This window comes from Pseudomonas sp. ML2-2023-3 (genome assembly GCF_037055275.1).
GTDB lineage: Bacteria > Pseudomonadota > Gammaproteobacteria > Pseudomonadales > Pseudomonadaceae > Aquipseudomonas.
On sequence record NZ_CP146343.1, the window covers coordinates 10,001 to 29,559 of the forward strand.

General features: G+C 57.7%; 19 protein-coding genes and 1 rRNA gene (1 of these 20 cut by a window edge). 11 read left to right on the forward strand and 9 right to left on the reverse strand.

All coding sequences use genetic code 11. The features are described from left to right. The 3 genes from V6P94_RS00030 to V6P94_RS00040 all read right to left on the reverse strand — a co-directional run. Positions 1-565 (reverse strand): 16S ribosomal RNA (locus V6P94_RS00030) (it extends 972 nt beyond the left edge of the window). Positions 566-1,132: 567 nt separating this feature from the next. Then, the gene (locus V6P94_RS00035) at positions 1,133-2,626 is read right to left on the reverse strand and encodes a CoA-acylating methylmalonate-semialdehyde dehydrogenase (RefSeq protein ID WP_133079624.1); all 1,494 of its coding nucleotides are present in this window, start codon (positions 2,624-2,626) and stop codon (positions 1,133-1,135) included. Positions 2,627-2,709: 83 nt separating this feature from the next. Next, complete coding sequence (locus V6P94_RS00040) at positions 2,710-4,059, reverse strand: aspartate aminotransferase family protein (RefSeq protein ID WP_019825761.1); 1,350 nt, start codon at positions 4,057-4,059, stop codon at positions 2,710-2,712. Positions 4,060-4,183: 124 nt separating this feature from the next. On the opposite strand from V6P94_RS00040, the gene V6P94_RS00045 reads away from it, so the two are divergent. The 5 genes from V6P94_RS00045 (at position 4,184) to V6P94_RS00065 (ending at position 8,323) form a co-directional block, all read left to right on the forward strand. Continuing rightward, a complete protein-coding gene (locus V6P94_RS00045) occupies positions 4,184-5,104 on the forward strand; it encodes a LysR family transcriptional regulator (protein ID WP_133079623.1) in 921 nt (306 codons plus the stop codon). A gap of 56 nt (positions 5,105-5,160) precedes the next feature. Further along, on the forward strand, positions 5,161-5,811 hold the full coding sequence (locus tag V6P94_RS00050) for a TetR family transcriptional regulator C-terminal domain-containing protein (RefSeq protein WP_133079622.1): 651 nt from the start codon (positions 5,161-5,163) through the stop codon (positions 5,809-5,811). A gap of 13 nt (positions 5,812-5,824) precedes the next feature. Continuing rightward, positions 5,825-6,427 (forward strand): YigZ family protein, encoded by a 603-nt coding sequence (locus V6P94_RS00055; protein WP_133079621.1) that lies wholly within the window; start codon positions 5,825-5,827, stop codon positions 6,425-6,427. A 157-nt stretch (positions 6,428-6,584) separates the two neighbouring features. Further along, entirely contained in the window at positions 6,585-7,271 is a 687-nt protein-coding gene (locus tag V6P94_RS00060; RefSeq protein WP_133079620.1) for an SDR family oxidoreductase, read from the forward strand. Between the two features lie 98 nt (positions 7,272-7,369). Beyond that, a complete protein-coding gene (locus tag V6P94_RS00065) occupies positions 7,370-8,323 on the forward strand; it encodes an adenosine deaminase (protein ID WP_133079625.1) in 954 nt (317 codons plus the stop codon). 74 nt (positions 8,324-8,397) lie between these two features. On the opposite strand, the gene V6P94_RS00070 is transcribed toward V6P94_RS00065, so the two are convergent. After that, positions 8,398-9,315, reverse strand: coding sequence for a LysR family transcriptional regulator (locus V6P94_RS00070; protein ID WP_133079619.1), 918 nt, complete (start codon positions 9,313-9,315; stop codon positions 8,398-8,400). Between the two features lie 124 nt (positions 9,316-9,439). Between V6P94_RS00070 and V6P94_RS00075 the strand changes: the two genes are divergently transcribed. Both V6P94_RS00075 and V6P94_RS00080 read left to right on the forward strand, forming a co-directional pair. Next, positions 9,440-10,453 (forward strand): zinc-binding alcohol dehydrogenase family protein, encoded by a 1,014-nt coding sequence (locus tag V6P94_RS00075; RefSeq protein ID WP_133079618.1) that lies wholly within the window; start codon positions 9,440-9,442, stop codon positions 10,451-10,453. Between the two features lie 123 nt (positions 10,454-10,576). Beyond that, a complete protein-coding gene (locus V6P94_RS00080; protein ID WP_219262833.1) occupies positions 10,577-10,747 on the forward strand; it encodes a hypothetical protein in 171 nt (56 codons plus the stop codon). 1 nt (position 10,748) lies between these two features. Here the strand turns inward: V6P94_RS00080 and V6P94_RS00085 are convergent, their stop codons facing one another. Continuing rightward, positions 10,749-11,945, reverse strand: a complete 1,197-nt coding sequence (locus V6P94_RS00085) for a multidrug effflux MFS transporter (RefSeq protein ID WP_133079617.1) — start codon at positions 11,943-11,945, stop codon at positions 10,749-10,751. A 147-nt stretch (positions 11,946-12,092) separates the two neighbouring features. Next, on the reverse strand, positions 12,093-12,293 hold the full coding sequence (locus V6P94_RS00090; RefSeq protein ID WP_133079616.1) for a heavy-metal-associated domain-containing protein: 201 nt from the start codon (positions 12,291-12,293) through the stop codon (positions 12,093-12,095). Positions 12,294-12,439: 146 nt separating this feature from the next. Here V6P94_RS00090 and V6P94_RS00095 point away from each other — a divergent pair, with 146 nt between their 5' ends. From V6P94_RS00095 to cueR, 3 genes are all read left to right on the forward strand, one after another. Beyond that, the gene (locus V6P94_RS00095; protein ID WP_133079615.1) at positions 12,440-12,820 is read left to right on the forward strand and encodes a hypothetical protein; all 381 of its coding nucleotides are present in this window, start codon (positions 12,440-12,442) and stop codon (positions 12,818-12,820) included. A gap of 96 nt (positions 12,821-12,916) precedes the next feature. After that, on the forward strand, positions 12,917-15,304 hold the full coding sequence (locus tag V6P94_RS00100; protein ID WP_338648846.1) for a heavy metal translocating P-type ATPase: 2,388 nt from the start codon (positions 12,917-12,919) through the stop codon (positions 15,302-15,304). Positions 15,305-15,316: 12 nt separating this feature from the next. After that, on the forward strand, positions 15,317-15,718 hold the full coding sequence (gene cueR, locus V6P94_RS00105; RefSeq protein WP_133079613.1) for a Cu(I)-responsive transcriptional regulator: 402 nt from the start codon (positions 15,317-15,319) through the stop codon (positions 15,716-15,718). A 40-nt stretch (positions 15,719-15,758) separates the two neighbouring features. On the opposite strand, the gene V6P94_RS00110 is transcribed toward cueR, so the two are convergent. The 3 genes from V6P94_RS00110 to V6P94_RS00120 all read right to left on the reverse strand — a co-directional run bounded on the left by V6P94_RS00110 (position 15,759) and on the right by V6P94_RS00120 (position 18,533). Then, a complete protein-coding gene (locus tag V6P94_RS00110) occupies positions 15,759-16,559 on the reverse strand; it encodes a sulfite exporter TauE/SafE family protein (RefSeq protein WP_133079612.1) in 801 nt (266 codons plus the stop codon). Between the two features lie 8 nt (positions 16,560-16,567). Continuing rightward, positions 16,568-18,133, reverse strand: a complete 1,566-nt coding sequence (locus V6P94_RS00115; protein ID WP_133079611.1) for a TIGR01244 family sulfur transferase — start codon at positions 18,131-18,133, stop codon at positions 16,568-16,570. A gap of 70 nt (positions 18,134-18,203) precedes the next feature. After that, positions 18,204-18,533 (reverse strand): metalloregulator ArsR/SmtB family transcription factor, encoded by a 330-nt coding sequence (locus tag V6P94_RS00120; RefSeq protein WP_133079610.1) that lies wholly within the window; start codon positions 18,531-18,533, stop codon positions 18,204-18,206. A 92-nt stretch (positions 18,534-18,625) separates the two neighbouring features. Here V6P94_RS00120 and V6P94_RS00125 point away from each other — a divergent pair, with 92 nt between their 5' ends. Then, positions 18,626-19,489 carry an MBL fold metallo-hydrolase gene (locus tag V6P94_RS00125; RefSeq protein ID WP_133079609.1) on the forward strand — a complete coding sequence of 288 codons (864 nt, stop codon included), beginning with the start codon at positions 18,626-18,628 and terminating at the stop codon, positions 19,487-19,489. The last annotated feature ends 70 nt before the right edge of the window (positions 19,490-19,559 follow it).

The following is a 19,559-nucleotide window of genomic DNA, read 5'->3' on the forward strand; positions in this document are numbered from 1 at the left end:
ACGCCCAGTAATTCCGATTAACGCTTGCACCCTCTGTATTACCGCGGCTGCTGGCACAGAGTTAGCCGGTGCTTATTCTGTCGGTAACGTCAAAACACTAACGTATTAGGTTAATGCCCTTCCTCCCAACTTAAAGTGCTTTACAATCCGAAGACCTTCTTCACACACGCGGCATGGCTGGATCAGGCTTTCGCCCATTGTCCAATATTCCCCACTGCTGCCTCCCGTAGGAGTCTGGACCGTGTCTCAGTTCCAGTGTGACTGATCATCCTCTCAGACCAGTTACGGATCGTAGCCTTGGTGAGCCATTACCTCACCAACTAGCTAATCCGACCTAGGCTCATCTGATAGCGCAAGGCCTGAAGGTCCCCTGCTTTCTCCCGTAGGACGTATGCGGTATTAGCGTCCGTTTCCGAACGTTATCCCCCACTATCAGGCAGATTCCTAGGTATTACTCACCCGTCCGCCGCTCTCAAGAGAAGCAAGCTTCTCTCTACCGCTCGACTTGCATGTGTTAGGCCTGCCGCCAGCGTTCAATCTGAGCCATGATCAAACTCTTCAGTTCAAACATCTTTGGGTTTTTAAGAAACCCTAAACTTGGCTCAGCAATCGTTGGTTACATCTTTGATTTCTCGCGGAGTAACTTGTGATGCTGATAATCTTGTTGACTATCAGTCTGACTCCACAAGCACCCACACGAATTGCTTGATTCAGTTGTTAAAGAGCGGTTGGTTTAGCTTTCGCTGAACCGAGGCGCGCATTCTACAGCAGCCTCTGTTACTGTCAAGCGGTTATTTTAAGATGTTTTCAAAGTTTCCTCTGTAACATCAACCACTTGCGCTTTCGATCTCTCGTTAGCGGGAGGCGAATTCTACAGCGTTACACGCTGCTGTCAACACCTCATTTCCTGCTTCGATGACTTGAAGCTGACACTGCCGAAAACCAATCCAACTCATTGAAACTCAAGGAGTTTTCCGTTTCGACTGCGCCGGAAGTGGGCGCATTATAGGCCGTCACAATTCTGGGTCAAGCACTTGTTTCACATTTCTGTCATATAACCTTTAAAGCCCCTAAAAGCAGAGGCCAGCCTGACGGCTGGCCTCTCTTCTTCTATATAGAGCTACCGCCAGCCTTACAGGCTCGGAAAGGCAAACTGCGATGCCTCATGGCTGGCCCGCTGCGGCCAGCGCTGGGTGATTGCCTTGCGACGCGTGTAAAAGCGCACACCGTCCGGGCCATAAGCATGCAAATCGCCAAACAGCGAACGCTTCCAGCCGCCGAAGCTGTGATAGGCAACCGGCACAGGCAACGGAACGTTCACCCCCACCATGCCGACTTCAATTTCATCGCAGAACAAGCGAGCCGCCTCGCCATCGCGAGTGAAGATACAGGTGCCGTTGCCGTACTCGTGATCATTGATCAGTTGCATTGCCTCTTCCAGGCTCTTGACCCGCACGATGCACAACACCGGACCGAAGATTTCTTCTTTATAGATACGCATCTCAGGCGTCACGCGATCAAACAGGCAACCTCCCAGGAAGAAGCCTTCTTCGTGACCCTTAATGCTCAGGCCGCGACCATCAACCACCAGCTCGGCACCCGCCGCCACGCCATCGTCGACATAACCGCTCACTTTGTCACGCGCCTGCCCTGTAACCAATGGCCCCATGTCCAGACCGCAGGAAGTACCCGCACCGATTTTAAGCGCCTTGATTTGTGGAACCAGCTTGGCTACCAGGGCATCTGCCACTTGATCGCCCACACACACCGCTACCGAAATAGCCATGCAGCGTTCGCCGCACGAACCATAAGCGGCACCCATCAGTGCACTGACCGCGTTATCAAGATCCGCATCCGGCATCAGTACCGCATGGTTCTTCGCCCCGCCCAGTGCCTGAACGCGCTTGCCACGCTTGGTGCCTTCCGCATAGATGTACTCGGCAATCGGAGTTGAACCCACAAAGCTCAACGCTTTAACTTCCGGCGCCTCGATCAATGCGTCAACGGCAGACTTGTCTCCGTGAACCACGTTCATGACGCCTTTAGGCAGACCAGCTTCCTGCAACAACTGGGCGATCAGCAGTGTCGAGCTTGGATCACGCTCCGACGGCTTCAGAATGAAGCAGTTACCGCACACGATCGCCAGTGGATACATCCACAGAGGAACCATGGCCGGGAAGTTGAAAGGCGTAATCCCTGCAACCACACCCAGCGGCTGAAAATCCGACCAGGCATCAATATTAGGTCCTACGTTGCGGCTGTACTCACCCTTCAGGATTTCAGGAGCTGAACAGGCGTACTCAACGTTTTCGATCCCACGCTTCAATTCACCTGCAGCATCTTCCAGCGTCTTGCCGTGCTCTTCGCTGATCAACTGGGAGATACGTGCTTCGTTCTGCTCCAGCAATTGCTTGAAACGGAACATCACCTGGGCACGCTTGGCAGGCGGAGTGTTACGCCACGCCGGGAAGGCTGCTTTCGCCGCATCAATGGCTTGCTGAATTGTCTCGCGACTGGCCAACGGAACCTGATGAATCACTTTACCGGTGGACGGGTTAAACACATCGGCGGTGCGACCGGAATCGTTCAGCAACTCGCCATTGATCAAGTGTTGAATGGTGCTCATGAATACTCCAGAAAAGTTGTCCACAGGCGCGAGCGCTGCGCGCCTGGGTGAGTGCAATTAGTGTCGCTTCTATATAGAAGCGATCAGTCGATCTGATTCAGTGCTTCGCCGACCGCATCGAACAAACGATCCAGGTCTTGCGGCTTGCTGTTGAAGGTTGGCCCGAACTGCAGGGTGTCACCGCCAAAGCGTACGTAGAAGCCGGCTTTCCACAGCTTCATCGCAGCATCGAACGGACGCACAATCGCATCGCCATCACGCGGTGCAATCTGAATTGCACCCGCCAGACCATAGTTACGGATATCAATGACGTTCTTCACACCCTTCAAACCGTGCAGTGCGTTCTCAAAATGCGGTGCCACTTCAGCCACGCTCTGCACCAGGTTTTCTTTTTGCAGCAGATCGAGCGCTGCAAGGCCTGCAGCACAGGCCACAGGGTGAGCCGAATAGGTATAGCCATGAGGGAATTCAACCGCATACTCAGGCGTCGGCTGATTCATGAATGTGTGATAAATCTCGCTGGTGGCAATCACGGCGCCCATAGGGATCGCACCGTTAGTCACTTGCTTGGCAATACACATCAAGTCAGGCGTTACACCGAAGCTGTCAGCTCCGAACATCGAACCTGTACGACCAAACCCGGTAATCACCTCATCGAACACCAACAGTATGTTGTGCTGATCGCAGATTTCACGCAGGCGTTTCAGATACCCCTGAGGCGGAACCAGCACACCGGCCGAACCGGCCATAGGCTCCACAAACACCGCCGCAATGTTCGAGGCATCGTGCAGTTCGATCAACTTGAGCAACTCATCAGCCAAGGCGATCCCGCCCAGCTCCGGCATGCCGCGAGAAAACGCGTTGCTTGCCAGCAGTGTGTGCGGCAAGTGATCGACATCCATCATCGCCTGGCCAAACATTTTACGGTTGCCGTTCACTCCACCCAGGCTGGTACCGGCGATGTTCACACCGTGATAGCCACGCGCACGGCCAATCATTTTGGTCTTGGTCGACTGACCTTTCAGGCGCCAGTAGGCACGCACCATTTTGACCGCTGTATCCGCACACTCCGAACCCGAGTCAGTGAAGAACACGTGATTGAGATTGCCCGGTGTCAGTTCGGTGATCTTTTCTGCCAACTTGAAGGACAGTGGGTGGCCGTACTGGAACGCCGGGGAGTAATCGAGGGTGCCCAATTGCTTGGCAACGGCTTCCTGGATTTCTGTGCGGGTATGCCCTGCGCCACAAGTCCACAAACCTGACAGCGAATCGTAGATTTGCCGACCCTTATCGTCCGTCAGATAACTGCCTTTAGCGGCCACGATAAAACGCGGATCGCGATGGAAGTTACGGTTGGCGGTGTAAGGCATCCAGTGAGCATCCAGTTTGAGCTGGCTGGTCAGGTTCAATTCGGCATTCTCGGGCATGTTCATCAGCAAAACCTCGCAAGGCGAAAGCGGCGTCGGATGTTGAAAGCGTTGTTGCACCTAAATTGCCACGCCTATAAAGTCGATGAAATCCAACTCTTCTAACCTTTAGTTAGGCGTGCACTAAACTATGAGCAGCCGTCGTCCCGATGCACTGGCCCAGGTCAGCGACTTTGATATTCGATTGCTGCGCATTTTTCGCAGCGTAGTTGAGTGCGGCGGGTTCTCGGCGGCAGAGACCGTGCTGGGTATCGGGCGCTCGGCCATCAGTCAGCAAATGAGCGACCTTGAGCAACGCCTGGGTTTGCGCCTTTGCCAGCGTGGTCGCGCGGGGTTCTCGCTGACAGAAGAAGGACGAGAGGTCTATCAGTCGGCTCTACAGTTATTGGGGGCACTTGAAAGTTTTCGCACAGAGGTCAACGGCCTGCACCAGCACTTGCGCGGCGAACTGACCATTGGCCTCACAGACAACCTCGTCACCCTGCCCCATATGCGCATCACCCATGCCCTGGCCCAACTCAAAGAGCGCGGCCCGGATGTGCAAATCCATATCCGCATGATTTCGCCCCACGAGGTGGAACAGGGAGTACTCGACGGGCGCCTGCACGTGGGCGTCGTGCCCCAGGCCAGCACGTTGTCCGGGCTGGAATATCAACCGCTCTACAGCGAGCGCTCCTTGCTGTACTGCGCCGTTGGCCATCCGTTGTTTTATGTCGATGACCGGCAATTGGCGGATGCGCGGCTTAATGATCAAGATGCCATCGCTCCCACCTTTCGCCTGCCCTCCGATATTCAGGCTCACTACCAAGCGCTCAACTGCACCGCCAGTGCGTCGGACCGCGAAGGCATGGCCTTTTTGATTTTGACCGGACGCTACATCGGTTATCTGCCCGATCACTACGCCAGCCTGTGGGTTCAGCAAGGTCGGTTACGGGCGCTGAAGGCAAAAACACGCTTCTACGATCTGAGCCTCGCATCCGTCACGCGTAAGGGGCGTCGCCCGCATCTTGTACTGGAAAGTTTCCTTGAGAGCCTTGAGGCGACGCGTTAACGTGAAAAGTCTCGCTACGGTGCAGAATGCTCCCACACAGATTGCCTGGAACACCTATGACCTTTGACGTCCCCGCCCACGATGGCAAGCCTCCCAGCCGCATTCGACAAAAAAACGAAGAGGCCATTCTCAAGGCCGCTGAGGACGAGTTTGCCCGCCACGGTTTCAAGGGCACCAGCATGAACGCCATCGCACTCAGCGCCGGGCTGCCAAAGGCCAACCTGCACTATTACTTCACTAACAAGTTGGGCCTGTATATCGCGGTTCTCAGCAATATCATCGAGTTGTGGGACAGCACCTTTAATGCCCTGACCGCTGAAGACGACCCCGCTAAAGCCCTGACACAGTACATCCGCGCCAAGATGGAGTTTTCCCGCCGACAGCCCCAGGCCTCCCGTGTATTTGCCATGGAAATCATCAGCGGTGGCGCCTGCCTGACCGAGTACTTCACTCAAGACTACAGAGCCTGGTTTCAAGGCCGGGCCGCCGTGTTTCAAGCCTGGATCGATGCGGGCAAAATGGACCCGGTGGATCCCGTGCACCTGATTTTCCTGTTATGGGGCAGTACGCAGCATTACGCTGATTTTTCGACACAGATTTGCCGCGTATCAGGCCGCACCCACCTGAGCAAACAGGACATGCAAGCGGCTAGCGACAACCTGATTCGTATCATTCTCAAAGGCTGCGGCCTGACGCCCACTGTCTAAGCCTGGAACCGACATGCCTTCGACCCTCACGGGACTTTGCGAATACCGCGAAGAAATCCGTAAAAGCCGCTTTATTACTTTCGCTGCGCCCATCACCAGTGCCCAGCAAGCCTTCGATTTTATCGAGCAATACAGCGATCTTGATGCGTCGCACAATTGCTGGGCCTGGAAGCTCGGGGACCAATACCGAAGCAGCGATGATGGCGAGCCAGGCGGTACAGCCGGTCGCCCGATACTCTCAGCCATTGAGGCCCAGGACTGCGACCAGGTCGCGGTGCTGGTCATCCGCTGGTATGGCGGAATTCAGTTGGGCACCGGCGGACTGGCTCGCGCCTATGGCGGTGGCGCTAACAAATGCCTGCAAAGTGCCGAAAAGCTGCCCCTAGTCAGTCGAGTAGCCCTCTCCTGCGCCTGCAGTTTCAGTGAGCTTGCTCTGGTCAAACTGCGCATCTGCGAACTGAACGGCCTGATCATCGATGAAGCATTCACCGCCAATGGCGTTGACCTGCAACTGGCACTGGCCGAGGAACAGATTGCCCCTGCACAGCAACAACTGGCTGACCTCAGCCGCGGCAGAATTTTACTGCACCGTCACACCTTCAAAGCTGACGAGTAAAAGTGCTACTTTCCTGCATCCATAGTTGCCCACATTCACTGTGCACCCGCCTGTGGATAACCTGAGCACATAGCGCTGCAACCCTTGCACACCATAGGTTTCAAGCACTTGTACGCTTTTTAGCCAACTCTTATCACCTTTCTATAGGACGCTACTCATGACGGCAAAACATGCACTGATCATCGGAGCTTCACGTGGCCTGGGCCTGGGTCTGGTCAAAGAGTTGCTCGCTGATGGCTGGACCGTCACTGCGACTGTTCGCGATCCCAAAAAAGCGGAAGCCCTGAAAGCCCTGGGTCCAGTTCGCATAGAGCGACTGGACATGGACAGCCAGCAAGCCATCAAGGCATTGAGCAACACGTTGAGCAACGAGGTCTTCGACCTGCTGTTTGTGAACGCCGGTGTCAAAGGCCCGGACGATCAACTGTCGGGCAACGCGACGCTGGCCGAGGTGGGGCAGCTGTTTTTCACCAACAGCGTGGCGCCGATCAATCTGGCCCGCGAGTTTGTCAGCAAGGTCCGTAAAGACAGTGGCGTACTGGCCTTTATGAGTTCTGTGCTCGGCAGCGTCACTCATCCTGACGCCCCTGAGATGGCCCTCTACAAGGCCAGCAAAGCTGCACTCAACTCTATGACCAGTACGTTTGTGCGCTACGAACTGGGCGACAACAACCCAACCGTGCTGTCCATGCATCCGGGCTGGGTGAAAACCGATATGGGGGGCGAAGGCGCGGACATTGACGTCCAGACCAGCACTCGCGGCCTGGTCGATCAGGTCAAGGCGTTTGCCGGCAAAGGCGGTCATCACTTTATCGATTACAAGGGCCAGACGATTCCCTGGTAAGCCGCCTGCGACAAATGGCGGGAGGTTTTTTACGGGTTACGTCGCCTCCCGCCTGTAGAATGGCGCCATCTGCACCCGATTTGATGAGAAAAACTTTTATGTATGACTGGCTCAATGCCCTGCCGAAAGCTGAACTGCACATGCACCTTGAGGGCTCTTTAGAGCCCGAGTTGCTGTTCTCGCTGGCAGAGCGCAACAAAATCGCCTTGCCCTGGAACGACGTTGAAACCTTGCGCAAGGCGTATGCCTTCAACAACCTGCAAGAATTCCTCGACCTTTACTACAAAGGCGCCGACGTACTGCGCACCTCTCAGGACTTCTACGACCTGACCTGGGCCTACCTGTTGCGCTGCAAGGCACAGAACGTCATTCACACCGAACCGTTCTTCGACCCGCAAACCCACACCGACCGTGGTGTTCCGTTCGAAGTCGTGCTCAATGGCATTGCCAGCGCACTCAAGGATGGCGAACAGCAACTGGGCATCACCAGCGGCCTGATCCTGAGCTTCCTGCGCCATTTGAGCGAAGAAGAAGCAGAAAAAACCCTCGACCAGGCACTGCCGTTTCGCGATGCATTTGTCGCCGTTGGTCTCGACAGTTCAGAAATGGGCCACCCGCCCAGCAAGTTCCAGCGCGTATTCGACCGGGCACGCCACGAAGGCTTCCTGACTGTCGCCCACGCCGGTGAAGAAGGTCCACCGGAGTACATCTGGGAAGCCCTCGATCTGCTGAAAATTCAGCGCATCGATCACGGCGTGCGCGCCATTGAAGACGAACGCTTGATGCAGCGCATTATCGACGAGCAAATCCCGTTGACCGTGTGCCCGCTGTCCAACACCAAGCTCTGCGTGTTTGATCACATGTCGCAGCACAACATTCTCGACATGCTTGAGCGCGGCGTGAAAGTCACGGTCAACTCCGATGACCCGGCCTACTTCGGCGGTTACATGACCGAGAACTTCCACGCGCTGTACACCGACCTGGGCATGACCCAGGACCAGGCCAAACGCCTGGCGCAAAACGGCCTGGATGCACGGTTGGTCAAGCCGTAACACCCCCTGTGGGAGCGGGCTTGCCCGCTCCCACAGACATCTGAAACTGCATCACCGTCAGTACCACAGCAGTTTTACTGTTTTCCCGGGTACAACTTGCTCAACACCGCACACCGCTCACTGAGCATGTCGCGCAACAAACGCACCGGCTTGCTCAACTGTGCACGATGACCACACAGCAGATTGAGCGGCGCCCGTTCGCACACCAACTCAGGCAATAGCACCCTGAGCCTGCCCGCAGTCACATCGCCCGCCACATCCAGCCATGACTTGCAGGCAATGCCCTCCCCGGCGACTGCCCACAAACGCACCACGTCAGCATCATCGCTAAAACGATTGCCGGTCACGGTCAGCCCCAGTTCACGCTTGCCATCATTGAATTGCCAATGGTCGTGGACCCGCGTGCCTAGCATGTACAACAGGCAATTGTGTTGCAGCAGTTGTTCGAGCTGACGCGGTTCCCCCTTGCGCGCCAGGTAGTCGGGCGATGCACACAAGACCCGCCGATTGTCCGGGGCAACTGGCAGTGCCACCAGGCTGGAGTCTTCCGGTTCGCCGTAACGCAAAGCGATGTCCACAGGCTGGCGAAACAGATCGGCAATCCGGTCGCCCAATAACAGGCGCACGGTCAGTTGCGGATGCTCACGTTGAAACTCATCCAGCCAGGGCAGCAGCAGATTACGTCCGAAATCCGAAGGGGCCGACAACTGCAACACACCGCTGACTTGATCTTGCCCACGCGCCAACAAGCGCCGCCCTTCGTCAAGACTGCTCAATGCCGTACGGGCATATTCGAGAAAGCCTTCGCCTTCGGCCGTCAGACGCAAACTGCGAGTTGAGCGCGCCAGCAATCGAGCGCCCAGTTGCACCTCTATCCGCTTGAGTGCCGCGCTGGCCACCGCAGGCGACATGTCCATCACTCGGGCGGCGGCCGACAGGCTGCCCAAATCAGCCGCGCGAACGAACAATTGCAGATCATCAAAACGCAGCATCCAGGGTTCACTCGGCCATTATCAAAAAAATATTGAAAGAGACTGCTCTTTTAGCCGGTTTTATCGTGCTGCGAAATAGCGAATTATCACTACCAGATTCTTACCCCTCTTCAGGACATCTCCGATGAAAGCTGTCGCTTACTACAATTCGCTGCCCATTCAAGACCCGCTGGCCCTGCAAGACATTGAATTGCCTGAGCCGGTCGCCGGCCCAAGGGACTTGCTGGTCGAGGTCAAAGCCATCTCCGTCAACCCGGTGGACACCAAGGTCCGCCAGAACGTCCAGCCAGAAGCCGACGCTGCCAAAGTTCTGGGGTGGGACGTGGCCGGGGTCGTCAAGGCGGTGGGCAGTGACGCCAGCCTGTTCAAGGTTGGCGACAAGGTGTTTTACGCCGGATCCATCGCCCGGGCCGGGGCCAACAGCGAGCGCCATGTGGTCGATGAGCGAATTGTGGGGCACATGCCAAAAAGCCTCGACTTTGCCCAGGCTGCCGCGCTGCCGCTGACCGCCATCACCGCATGGGAGCTGTTGTTTGAGCGACTGGGTGTGGCCGAAGGTGGAAATGATGAGCAGCAGAGCCTGCTGATTGTCGGCGCAGCAGGCGGGGTAGGCTCGATCCTCACGCAACTGGCCAGCAAACTGACCGCACTCAAGGTGATTGGCAGCGCATCGCGCCCCGAAACCCAAGCCTGGGTCCGCGAGCTGGGCGCCGACATCGTTGTCGACCATAGCCAGGCACTGAGCGAGGAACTCAAGCGCCACGGCATCAATGCCGTCACCCACGTCGCCAGCCTGACCCAGACCGACCAGCATCTGGATCAGTTGGTCGAAGCCCTGGCACCTCAAGGCAAGCTGGCACTGATTGACGATCCCAAGGCGCTTGACGTTACCAAGCTCAAGCGCAAGAGCCTGTCACTGCACTGGGAGTTCATGTACACCCGCTCACTGTTCGAAACCGCGGACATGATCGAGCAGCATCACTTGCTCAATCGGGTCGCCGACCTGATCGATGCAGGCATCCTGCGCACCACCGTCGGCGAGCATTTCGGCACCATCAACGCCGCCAACCTGCGTCGCGCCCATACGCTGCTTGAAAGCGGCAAATCCAAAGGCAAAATTGTGCTCGAAGGGTTCTGATTAACGCGACACGGGACTGATGCGGCCAACTTTCAACCGTCAGTCAGAGACTTGACCCCGGACATATTTACCCAAGTATTTCGGCATACACTGGCCTCCTTTGCGAACCGAAGGAGGCCAGTCATGAAAATCCTGATACGAGCGTTAGCAAGATCCCGTAACTGCCAATGGCAGGTTCAAATCGACCAACAATCCGTCAATTTTCGCAGCGAGTCCGAGGCCCGAGCCTTTGTGGACACGTTGCAATCTCGCCTGCAAGCCCCCCATAGCCTGCCTGCACGTTTGGCAGGCTGAATCAGATCGACTGCTGGGCGGCGATCCGGGCGGTGTAGAGGCGCCGGGTCGCCATCGCCAGCCCGACCGCCAGCACTCCGCACAAGGTGATGACAATCGCCATCGGCATCGCGCTGCCATCGTGCAACACTCCCACCAATGACGCCGCTCCCGCCGCTACGCTGAACTGCAGACAACCCAGCATCGCCGATGCACTGCCGGCTCGGGCACCCTGCCCGCTCATGGCGCAGGCCGAAGCATTGGGAATGATGCAGCCCAAACTGGCGATACAGATAAACAACGGGATCAGTAACGGCCACAGTTGCGCGGTATGCAAGGTGCTGACACCCAGCAAGACCAGCCCGGCCGCCAGATACACCCACACCATGCGCGCCAGCAAAAAGGCCGGGCCACGCTTGGCCAACAGGCGGGCGTTCAGTTGCGCCACCAGAATAAAACCGGCTGCGTTGGTACCAAACAGCCATCCGTAATGCTCGGCGGGTACGCCATACAGTTTGATAAAGACGAAAGGCGAACCTGCGATGTAGGCAAACATCCCGGCCATTGCAATCCCCCCGGTCAGCGCATGCCCCAGGAACTCGCGGTCCTTGAGCAGCCGCCCGTATTGACGCAATGCGCCGGACAGCGGCTGGCGCGGCACGTTGGCAGGCAGGCTTTCAGGCAGGCCCAGCGCTACGGCTGTTGCCGCCAACGCACTGAATACCGTCAACACCAGGAAAATCGACTGCCAGCCATACAGGTTGACCAGCAATCCGCCCAGCATCGGCGCCAGGATCGGCGCCAGGCCCATCACCAACATCAACTGCGAAAACACTTTGGCCGACTGCACGGCATCGCATTTGTCACTGACAATTGCCCGCGAGAGCACCATGCCAGCACAGCCGCCGAGTGCCTGGACAAACCGCGCGCCAATCAGCCACTCCAATGTCGGGGCAAAAGCGCACGCCAGCGATGCAACCGTGAACAGGCCAACACCCACCAGCAGTGGCACGCGCCGCCCAAAGCGGTCTGCCACAGGTCCATACGCCAGTTGCCCGATAGACAGGCCCAGGAAGTACACCGCCAGAGTGAGTTGAATTTGAGTTTCATCTGTCGCAAAGGCTTGTGCCATTGCCGGAAAGCCGGGCAGGTAGAAATCGATCGCCAGGGGACCGAAGGCGCTCAAGGCACCAAGAATCAAGATTGTTCGAAGGTTCATCAGGTATCCAGATCGGGCTGCAATTAGCGCAGCCCGATAGTCTAGCCGTGGATACCGAACTTGAACATAAAGATAGCCAGCTAGCTAATAAACCGCTTTGGCCTTGTCGGAATAACGCTACCCCGCAATCTAGTGATTACCTGCATATCAATGCGCTGTACGCGCTTCAAAACCTGCATTGGTGATCACATCAATAATCTGCAAAGGGGACACCTTGCTGTCTACCTTTACGGTTTTGCCCGCCAGATCCACTTCGACCTTCGCGTCTTTATCCACAGCCTGAACCGCACGGGTCACCGCGCCAACACAGCCGCCACAGGTCATACCCTCTACTTTGAACGTTTGCATGATCACGCCTCCTGTCTGAGATATGGCTACAGCTTCAACCTTTCCATCGTGGCAAGGTAAAGCCCGTTGTTTCACGCGCTGACTGGCAATCCATGCCCTGCTCGGCCAAGCTGCAAGCCTCGGGATATAAAACAGGATACTTAGTCATGCGCCGGACCGCTTTGAGCCTAGTCAGCCTTTTGGGTCTCGCCAGTTTGCCGCTGTGGGTAAATGCCGATCAGGACTACGGTGTATTGATCATTTCCCGCGAGCGCCTTGAAGTGCCGACCAACTGCGAGGTCGGTGTGTACATCGATGATCAACTGGCCGGTCGACTGTTTCAGGAACAAGCGCTGGCTTTCAACTTGCCGGCGGCCAGCGTTGATATCCGCCTCAAACTTCTACCCGGACAAGCCCCCGGTTGCTTGCCCGGCATGCTGGTACCGCCCGCGCAGCAATTCACCCTGAAGGCCGGGGACGTGCGCAAATACCGTATCGCCCTTGGCAAGCAAGGCATGTACCTCAAGCCCGCGAAACTGGAATATTGAGCGCAGCACTAAGGAAAACCTGACGAACAGCAAGAGCCCTTGACCTTCCCATGGGGTCAAGGTCGATTCTATGGATAGATAACTTCTTGAGGAGGATTGCTCGTGCCCACCCAATTCGATCTGCCTATTGATGGTATGACTTGCGCCAGTTGCGCGGGGCGTGTGGAAAAAGCCCTGACCAAAGTACCCGGCGTGCGTTCGGTAAGCGTCAATCTGGCCACTGAACAGGCCCGCATCGAGGCGCCTGTGGACAGTTTGCCGGCATTGGTCGAGGCCGTGAAACAGGCAGGTTACAGCGTACCTGCCCACAGCCTGGAACTGGACATCAGCGGCATGACGTGCGCCTCTTGCGCAGGCCGCGTCGAAAAAGCCCTGGTCAGGGTGCCGGGAGTCAAGAGCGTCAGCGTTAACCTCGCCAGCGAACGTGCCCATGTCGAGCTGCTCGGCCAGGTCGATACCGCCCTGCTGATAAACGCTGTCAGTCAGGCCGGCTATGGCGCCAGCGTCCACCACACTGCCAAAGCGAGCGAGGATGATCAGCAAAAACGTCTGCACCGCGAGCGCTGGGCGCTGACACTGGCCATTGTGCTGGCGTTGCCGCTGGTATTACCGATGTTGCTCGCACCATTGGGTGTGCACTGGATGCTGCCCGCCTGGGCCCAGTTCGTCCTCGCCACCCCGGTACAATTTATCCTCGGCGCACGCTTTTACGTGGCCGCCTGGAAAGCCGTCAAAGCCGGTGCCGGCAATATGGACCTGCTGGTGGCACTGGGCACCAGCGCCGGTTATGGCCTGAGCCTTTACGAGTGGGCGATTGCCGAGCCCGGCAGCATGCCCCATCTGTATTTCGAAGCTTCGGCGGTGGTGATTGCACTGGTGCTGCTGGGTAAATACCTCGAAAGCCGCGCCAAACGCCAGACTGCCAGCGCCATCCGCGCCCTGGAAGCCTTGCGCCCAGAGCGCGCCCTGCGTGTGGTCGACGGGCAGGAGCAAGACGTCGCCATCAGTGACCTGCGCCTGAATGATCGGATCCTGGTCAAACCTGGTGAGCGCTTTCCCGTAGATGGCGAAGTTGTCGAAGGCCAAAGCCATGCCGACGAAGCCCTGATCAGCGGTGAAAGCCTGCCAGTCCCCAAACAGCCTGGGGATAAAGTCACCGGAGGCGCCATTAATGGCGAGGGCCGGTTGATCATTAAAACCCTGGCCCTGGGCACTGAAACCGTACTGGCGCGCATTATCCGCCTGGTCGAAGACGCTCAGTCCGCGAAAGCCCCGATCCAGAAACTGGTGGATAAAGTCAGCCAGGTGTTCGTACCCGTGGTCCTGCTGATTGCCCTCGCGACACTACTCGGTTGGTGGCTTTATGGCGCGCCGATTGAAACCGCGTTGATCAACGCCGTGGCTGTGCTGGTTATCGCCTGTCCTTGTGCCCTGGGCCTGGCAACGCCCACTGCGATCATGGCCGGCACTGGTGTTGCGGCCCGTTACGGGATTTTGATCAAGGATGCCGAAGCCCTCGAACGCGCCCATGACGTCAGCGCCGTGGTTTTCGACAAAACCGGCACCCTGACCTCTGGCGCCCCGCAAATTGCCCACTTCAGCGCACTGGACGGCGATGAAGCGCAGTTGTTGCAAGCCGCTGGCGCCCTGCAACGCGGCAGCGAACACCCGCTGGCCAAAGCCGTTCTGGATGCCTGCGCCGCACGCAACCTGAAAGTACCGGATGTCATGGACAGCCAGTCGCTTACCGGGCGAGGTATTGCTGGCACCCTGCAAGGCCGTCGCCTGGCGCTGGGCAACCGCCGCCTGCTGGAAGAAACCGGCCTCAGTCCGGGTTCGCTCGCCGCATCCGCCAAGGCCTGGGAAACCGAAGGCCGCACGCTGTCCTGGCTGATAGAGCAAAGCCCGCAGCCGCAAGTGCTGGGCCTCTTTGCCTTTGGTGACACACTGAAAACCGGCGCCTTCTCGGCGATCCAGCAGCTCAGTGCACGCCACATCAGTAGCCATCTGCTGACAGGCGACAACCGTGGCAGCGCGAAAGTGGTTGCCGAGGCGCTGGGAATTACCGATGTTCACGCCGAAGTGTTGCCCGCTGACAAGGCCGCAACGGTAACTGAACTGAAAAAAACCGGCGTGGTGGCCATGGTTGGCGACGGCATCAACGACGCCCCGGCACTTGCCGCCGCCGACATTGGCATCGCCATGGGTGGAGGCACCGACGTGGCCATGCATGCAGCGGGTATCACCCTGATGCGCGGCGACCCGCGACTGGTACCGGCCGCACTGGAGATCAGCCGCAAGACCTACGCCAAGATTCGTCAAAACCTGTTCTGGGCGTTTATCTATAACGTGATCGGTATTCCACTGGCCGCCTTCGGCTTTTTGAACCCGGTACTGGCGGGTGCGGCCATGGCATTTTCCAGCGTCAGTGTGGTCAGCAACGCATTGCTGCTTAAATTCTGGAAGCCCAAGGATCTTGAATAAGGAGGCAACCCCATGAATATTGGCCAAGCTGCCAAACAAAGCGGCTTGAGCGCCAAGATGATTCGTTATTACGAGTCCATCGGCCTGCTCAAACCCGCCAGCCGCAGCGACAGCGGCTACCGCCTCTACAGCAGTGACGACCTGCACACCCTGGCGTTTATCAAACGCTCCCGTGACCTTGGGTTTTCACTGGAAGAAGTCGGCAAGCTGCTGACACTCTGGCAAGACCGCCAGCGCGCCAGCGGCGATGTGAAGGCGCTGGCGCGTCAGCACATTGATGAGTTGAATCAAAAAATCGCCGAACTGACCAGCCTGCGCGATACGTTGCACGAACTGGTCGAGAGCTGTCAGGGCGACCATCGTCCTGACTGCCCGATTCTCAAGGATCTTGAGAGTGCTTGTTGTGTCGGCTGAACAAAAAGCCCCGCATCCGCTGCCGACGGAAATTCGGGGCTTACGACAGGACTGCCTTGGCGAGCATCAACAGGCCTATCACAGCACATAACGTCGCGAAGCCTTGCTGTAGCCATTGGGCCGAAACCCTGGGGGCAATCACCCGACCGGCAATCATGCCGGTCAGGGTGGCACCGATGAACATCACGCCTTCGCTCGACAAGCTCACACCCTGGCTCATCAGATTGCCCAAGGTGCCCAGCGATACCAGTGCCACCACCATCAGCGAGGTGGAGACCACGGCATGAATGCGCACGTCACTGAATTTTCGAAACGCAGGTACGATCAGGAATCCGCCCCCCACACTCAACAACCCCGTCAGCAAACCCGAGGTGGCACCAATCGATACCAGCGTCATGCTGCAGCGGGCATTCCAGGTCAGCCGCCCGGTAGCAGGATTGAGCATGCAGTTTTTTTCTATTGCCCCCAGGCTGCCACTCTCGCGCGCATCAGCTCTGGCCTGCAAAAACATACGCACGGAGACGAACATCATGACCCCGCTGAACATCAACACCAGCGCCCTAGCGGGAATCAATCTGGCGAGGTGCAGCCCGATCGGCGAAGTCATCGAACCCACAATCGCCATCAGCGCGGCGGCCTTGTAGCGCACCAGGCCTTTGCGCAGCCCGTCCAGCGCGCCCAGTGCCGCTGCCGTACCGACCGCCAGCAATGCCACCGGCGTGGCTTGCGCCAGTGTCCACCCCAGGCCCAGGGTCAACGCCGGTATGGCCAGAATACCGCCACCCGCCCCCGTCAAACCCAGCACTACACCCACCAACATGCCTAACAGAATAATCAACATGGTCAGGTTCAGTCCGGTTTGCAGTCAGTGAACCACTCGCGACCTTTAAGCATGCCTTGCCAGTAGAACCAGGGCAGAAACGTTGCCTTGAGCCACCAGGCCGACTTGCGGGCCACGGTCGGGTCCAGGGCAAAGGTGGGTAGCAGTTTTGCGCCATAACCAAATTCGGCCAGGATCACCTTGCCGTTTTCGACGGTCAGCGGGCATGAGCCATAGCCATCGTAGCGCTTGGGCAAAACCGCCCCCTTGCGCAGGGCGAGCAGGTTCTCGGCCACCACGACCACTTGCTTGCGAGTCGCTGCCGCGGTTTTGGCATTGGGTGTGTTGCAGACATCGCCAAGGGCGAAAATGTCGGGGTAGCGTGGGTGTTGCAGTGTAGCCGGATCGGTCTCGAACCAGCCCGCCTTGTCCGCCAACTCGCTGCGACGGATAACGTCAGGCGCTTGCTGGGGTGGCACCACATGCAACATGTCGAACGTTTTCTCAACGCGGGTCACGCCACCGTCTGCGTTGGTCACATCAAACCAGGCGGTCTTGCCTGGCCCGTCGACCTTGACCAGATTGGACTGGAAGGCCAATTGGGCCTTATAGGCCTCAACGTATTTCATCAGTGGAGGGACGAAGGTCGGCACGCCAAACAGCACCGCCCCCGCCAGATTGAACTCAACGGCCATCGAATCCAGAACGCCACGCTTGCGCCAATGATCACAGGACAGGTACATGGCTTTTTGTGGAGCCCCCGCGCACTTGATCGGCATTCCCGGCTGGGTGAACAGCGCTTTGCCGCCCTTCAGGGTGCGCACCAGCTCCCAGGTATAGGGCGCCAGGTCATGGCGATAGTTGGACGTCACGCCGTTCTTGCCCAAGGTCTCTTCAAGGCCCTCGATATGCTCCCAGGCCAGTTGCAACCCCGGGCAAACGATCAATTGCTGATAACCCAGTTCAGTACCATCACTGAGCAGCACAACCTTGCGTTGCGGGGCGAAGGCGCACAGCGACGCCTTGATCCAGACAACACCTTTGGGCATTACGGCTGCAGTCGGGCGAACCGTGTCCTTGACATCAAAGGCACCGCCGCCAACCAGCGTCCACGCGGGCTGGTAGTAGTGCTCTGTATTGGGTTCGATCACGGCGATGCGCAATGACGCGTTGCGCTTGAGCAAGCTGGCCGACACCGAGATACCGGCCGAGCCACCACCCACCACGACAACATCGTACAGCCTGGCCTCACGCGAGGCTTGAGTCGCCGCCTGATAGAGCTTTGATGAGCGATTGCCTGTACGGCAATACGCCAGAACGGGTTTTGGCAGCTCATTGAGCAACTGACGCAACTGCTGCGCCTGCTCAGGGGTCGCACCCGTGCTGAGTACTGGCAGGTAAGCAAAGCTCAGCCCCAGGGCCTGCGCCGCCTGCTGTATCGATGCGTGCCCGGGTTGGTCTGGGCCGCCTTCATGATCCGGACGGTTACAGATCACACTGGCAAAACCCAGTGCTGCCAAAGACTGGAGATCAGACTGCCCGATTTGACCGGCCACAGAAAATGACGTGTCGATTCGCTTGATGCTTTGCTCCATTGAGCACTCCAGGCACAACAAAAATGAATGGAATAGGTTGGGCGATGTCAGCCAGGGGAATGAGGTTGCGCTATTTTTTAAGCGCCTGGCCGCAATACAGGCCTGACAGGGTTTGCATCACAGACACCACTTCAAAGCTGGCAAGGGAATAGAAAATGTACTTTCCCATCCTTCGGGTATTGACCATGCCCTCATCGCGCAACACACCAAGCTGTTGCGAAAGGGTGGGCTGCCGGATGCCCGTCAGGGCTTCAAGTTCGCCGACATTGCGCTCACCTTGGGTCAACTGGCAGAGCAACAGCAGTCGGTCTTCATTGGCCAGGGCTTTGAGAAGGGTGCAGGCTTTGGATGCAGAGTCGCGCAGAAGTCCGATTTCTTCGCTGGTTAACTGAGCAGTCATGAAAAGCTCCGGGACGTGATAGTCGACAGTCTACGACCCGATAATATATGTTTCAATATATTGAGCATTTTTTGACATACACGAGGCCCGTCATGCACCCCGAAATTCAAGGATTTTTCGACCCTGCAACGTCGACCGTGAGCTACGTGGTTCATGAAGCCGGCGCCAGCGAGTGCGCAATCATCGATCCGGTGCTCGACTACGATGCCGCCGCCGGGCGCATCAGTACCACCGGTGCAGACATCATTGCTGCTTACGTGCAGGCACAGGGCCTGAAGGTGCAATGGCTATTGGAAACCCACGCCCACGCCGATCACCTGTCTGCCAGCGCTTACCTGAAGCGAAAGCTGGGCGGCCAGATTGGTATTGGCGCGGCAATCACCCAGGTACAAGGGGTGTTTCGCGACATCTACAACCTTGAGCCCGAGTTCAAGCTCGACGGTTCGCAGTTCGACCGGCTGCTGGAACCGGACGAGCTATTCCACATTGGACGGCTACAGGTACGCGCACTGCACGTGCCGGGGCACACCCCGGCCGACATGGCGTATCAGGTTGAGGGCGACTGTCTGTTTGTGGGCGACACATTGTTTATGCCCGACGTTGGCACGGCCCGCTGCGACTTCCCGGGAGGCGATCCGCACCAGTTGTACCAATCGATCAAGCGTCTGCTGGCCTTTCCGGTCCAGACCCGACTGTTCATGTGCCATGACTATCCGCCAGCAGGGCGTGAGGCCACATGGTCAACCACGGTGGGTGAGCAGCGAGCCAACAACATTCATGTCAACGACAGCGTCGACCTGACGGGCTTCGTCGAGATGCGCACCGCCCGCGACGCGACGCTGGGGGTTCCGGCACTGCTGATTCCGGCCATTCAAATCAACATTCGGGCCGGTAATCTGCCGCCCGCCGATGAAACCGGCCTGTGCAGCCTTAAGGTGCCGCTGAACCGTTTTTAGCCGCACAATTATTGTGTGTGTGGGAGCGGGCTGCATTGAAGTAAAAAAAATCCGGCCTGAGCCGGATTTT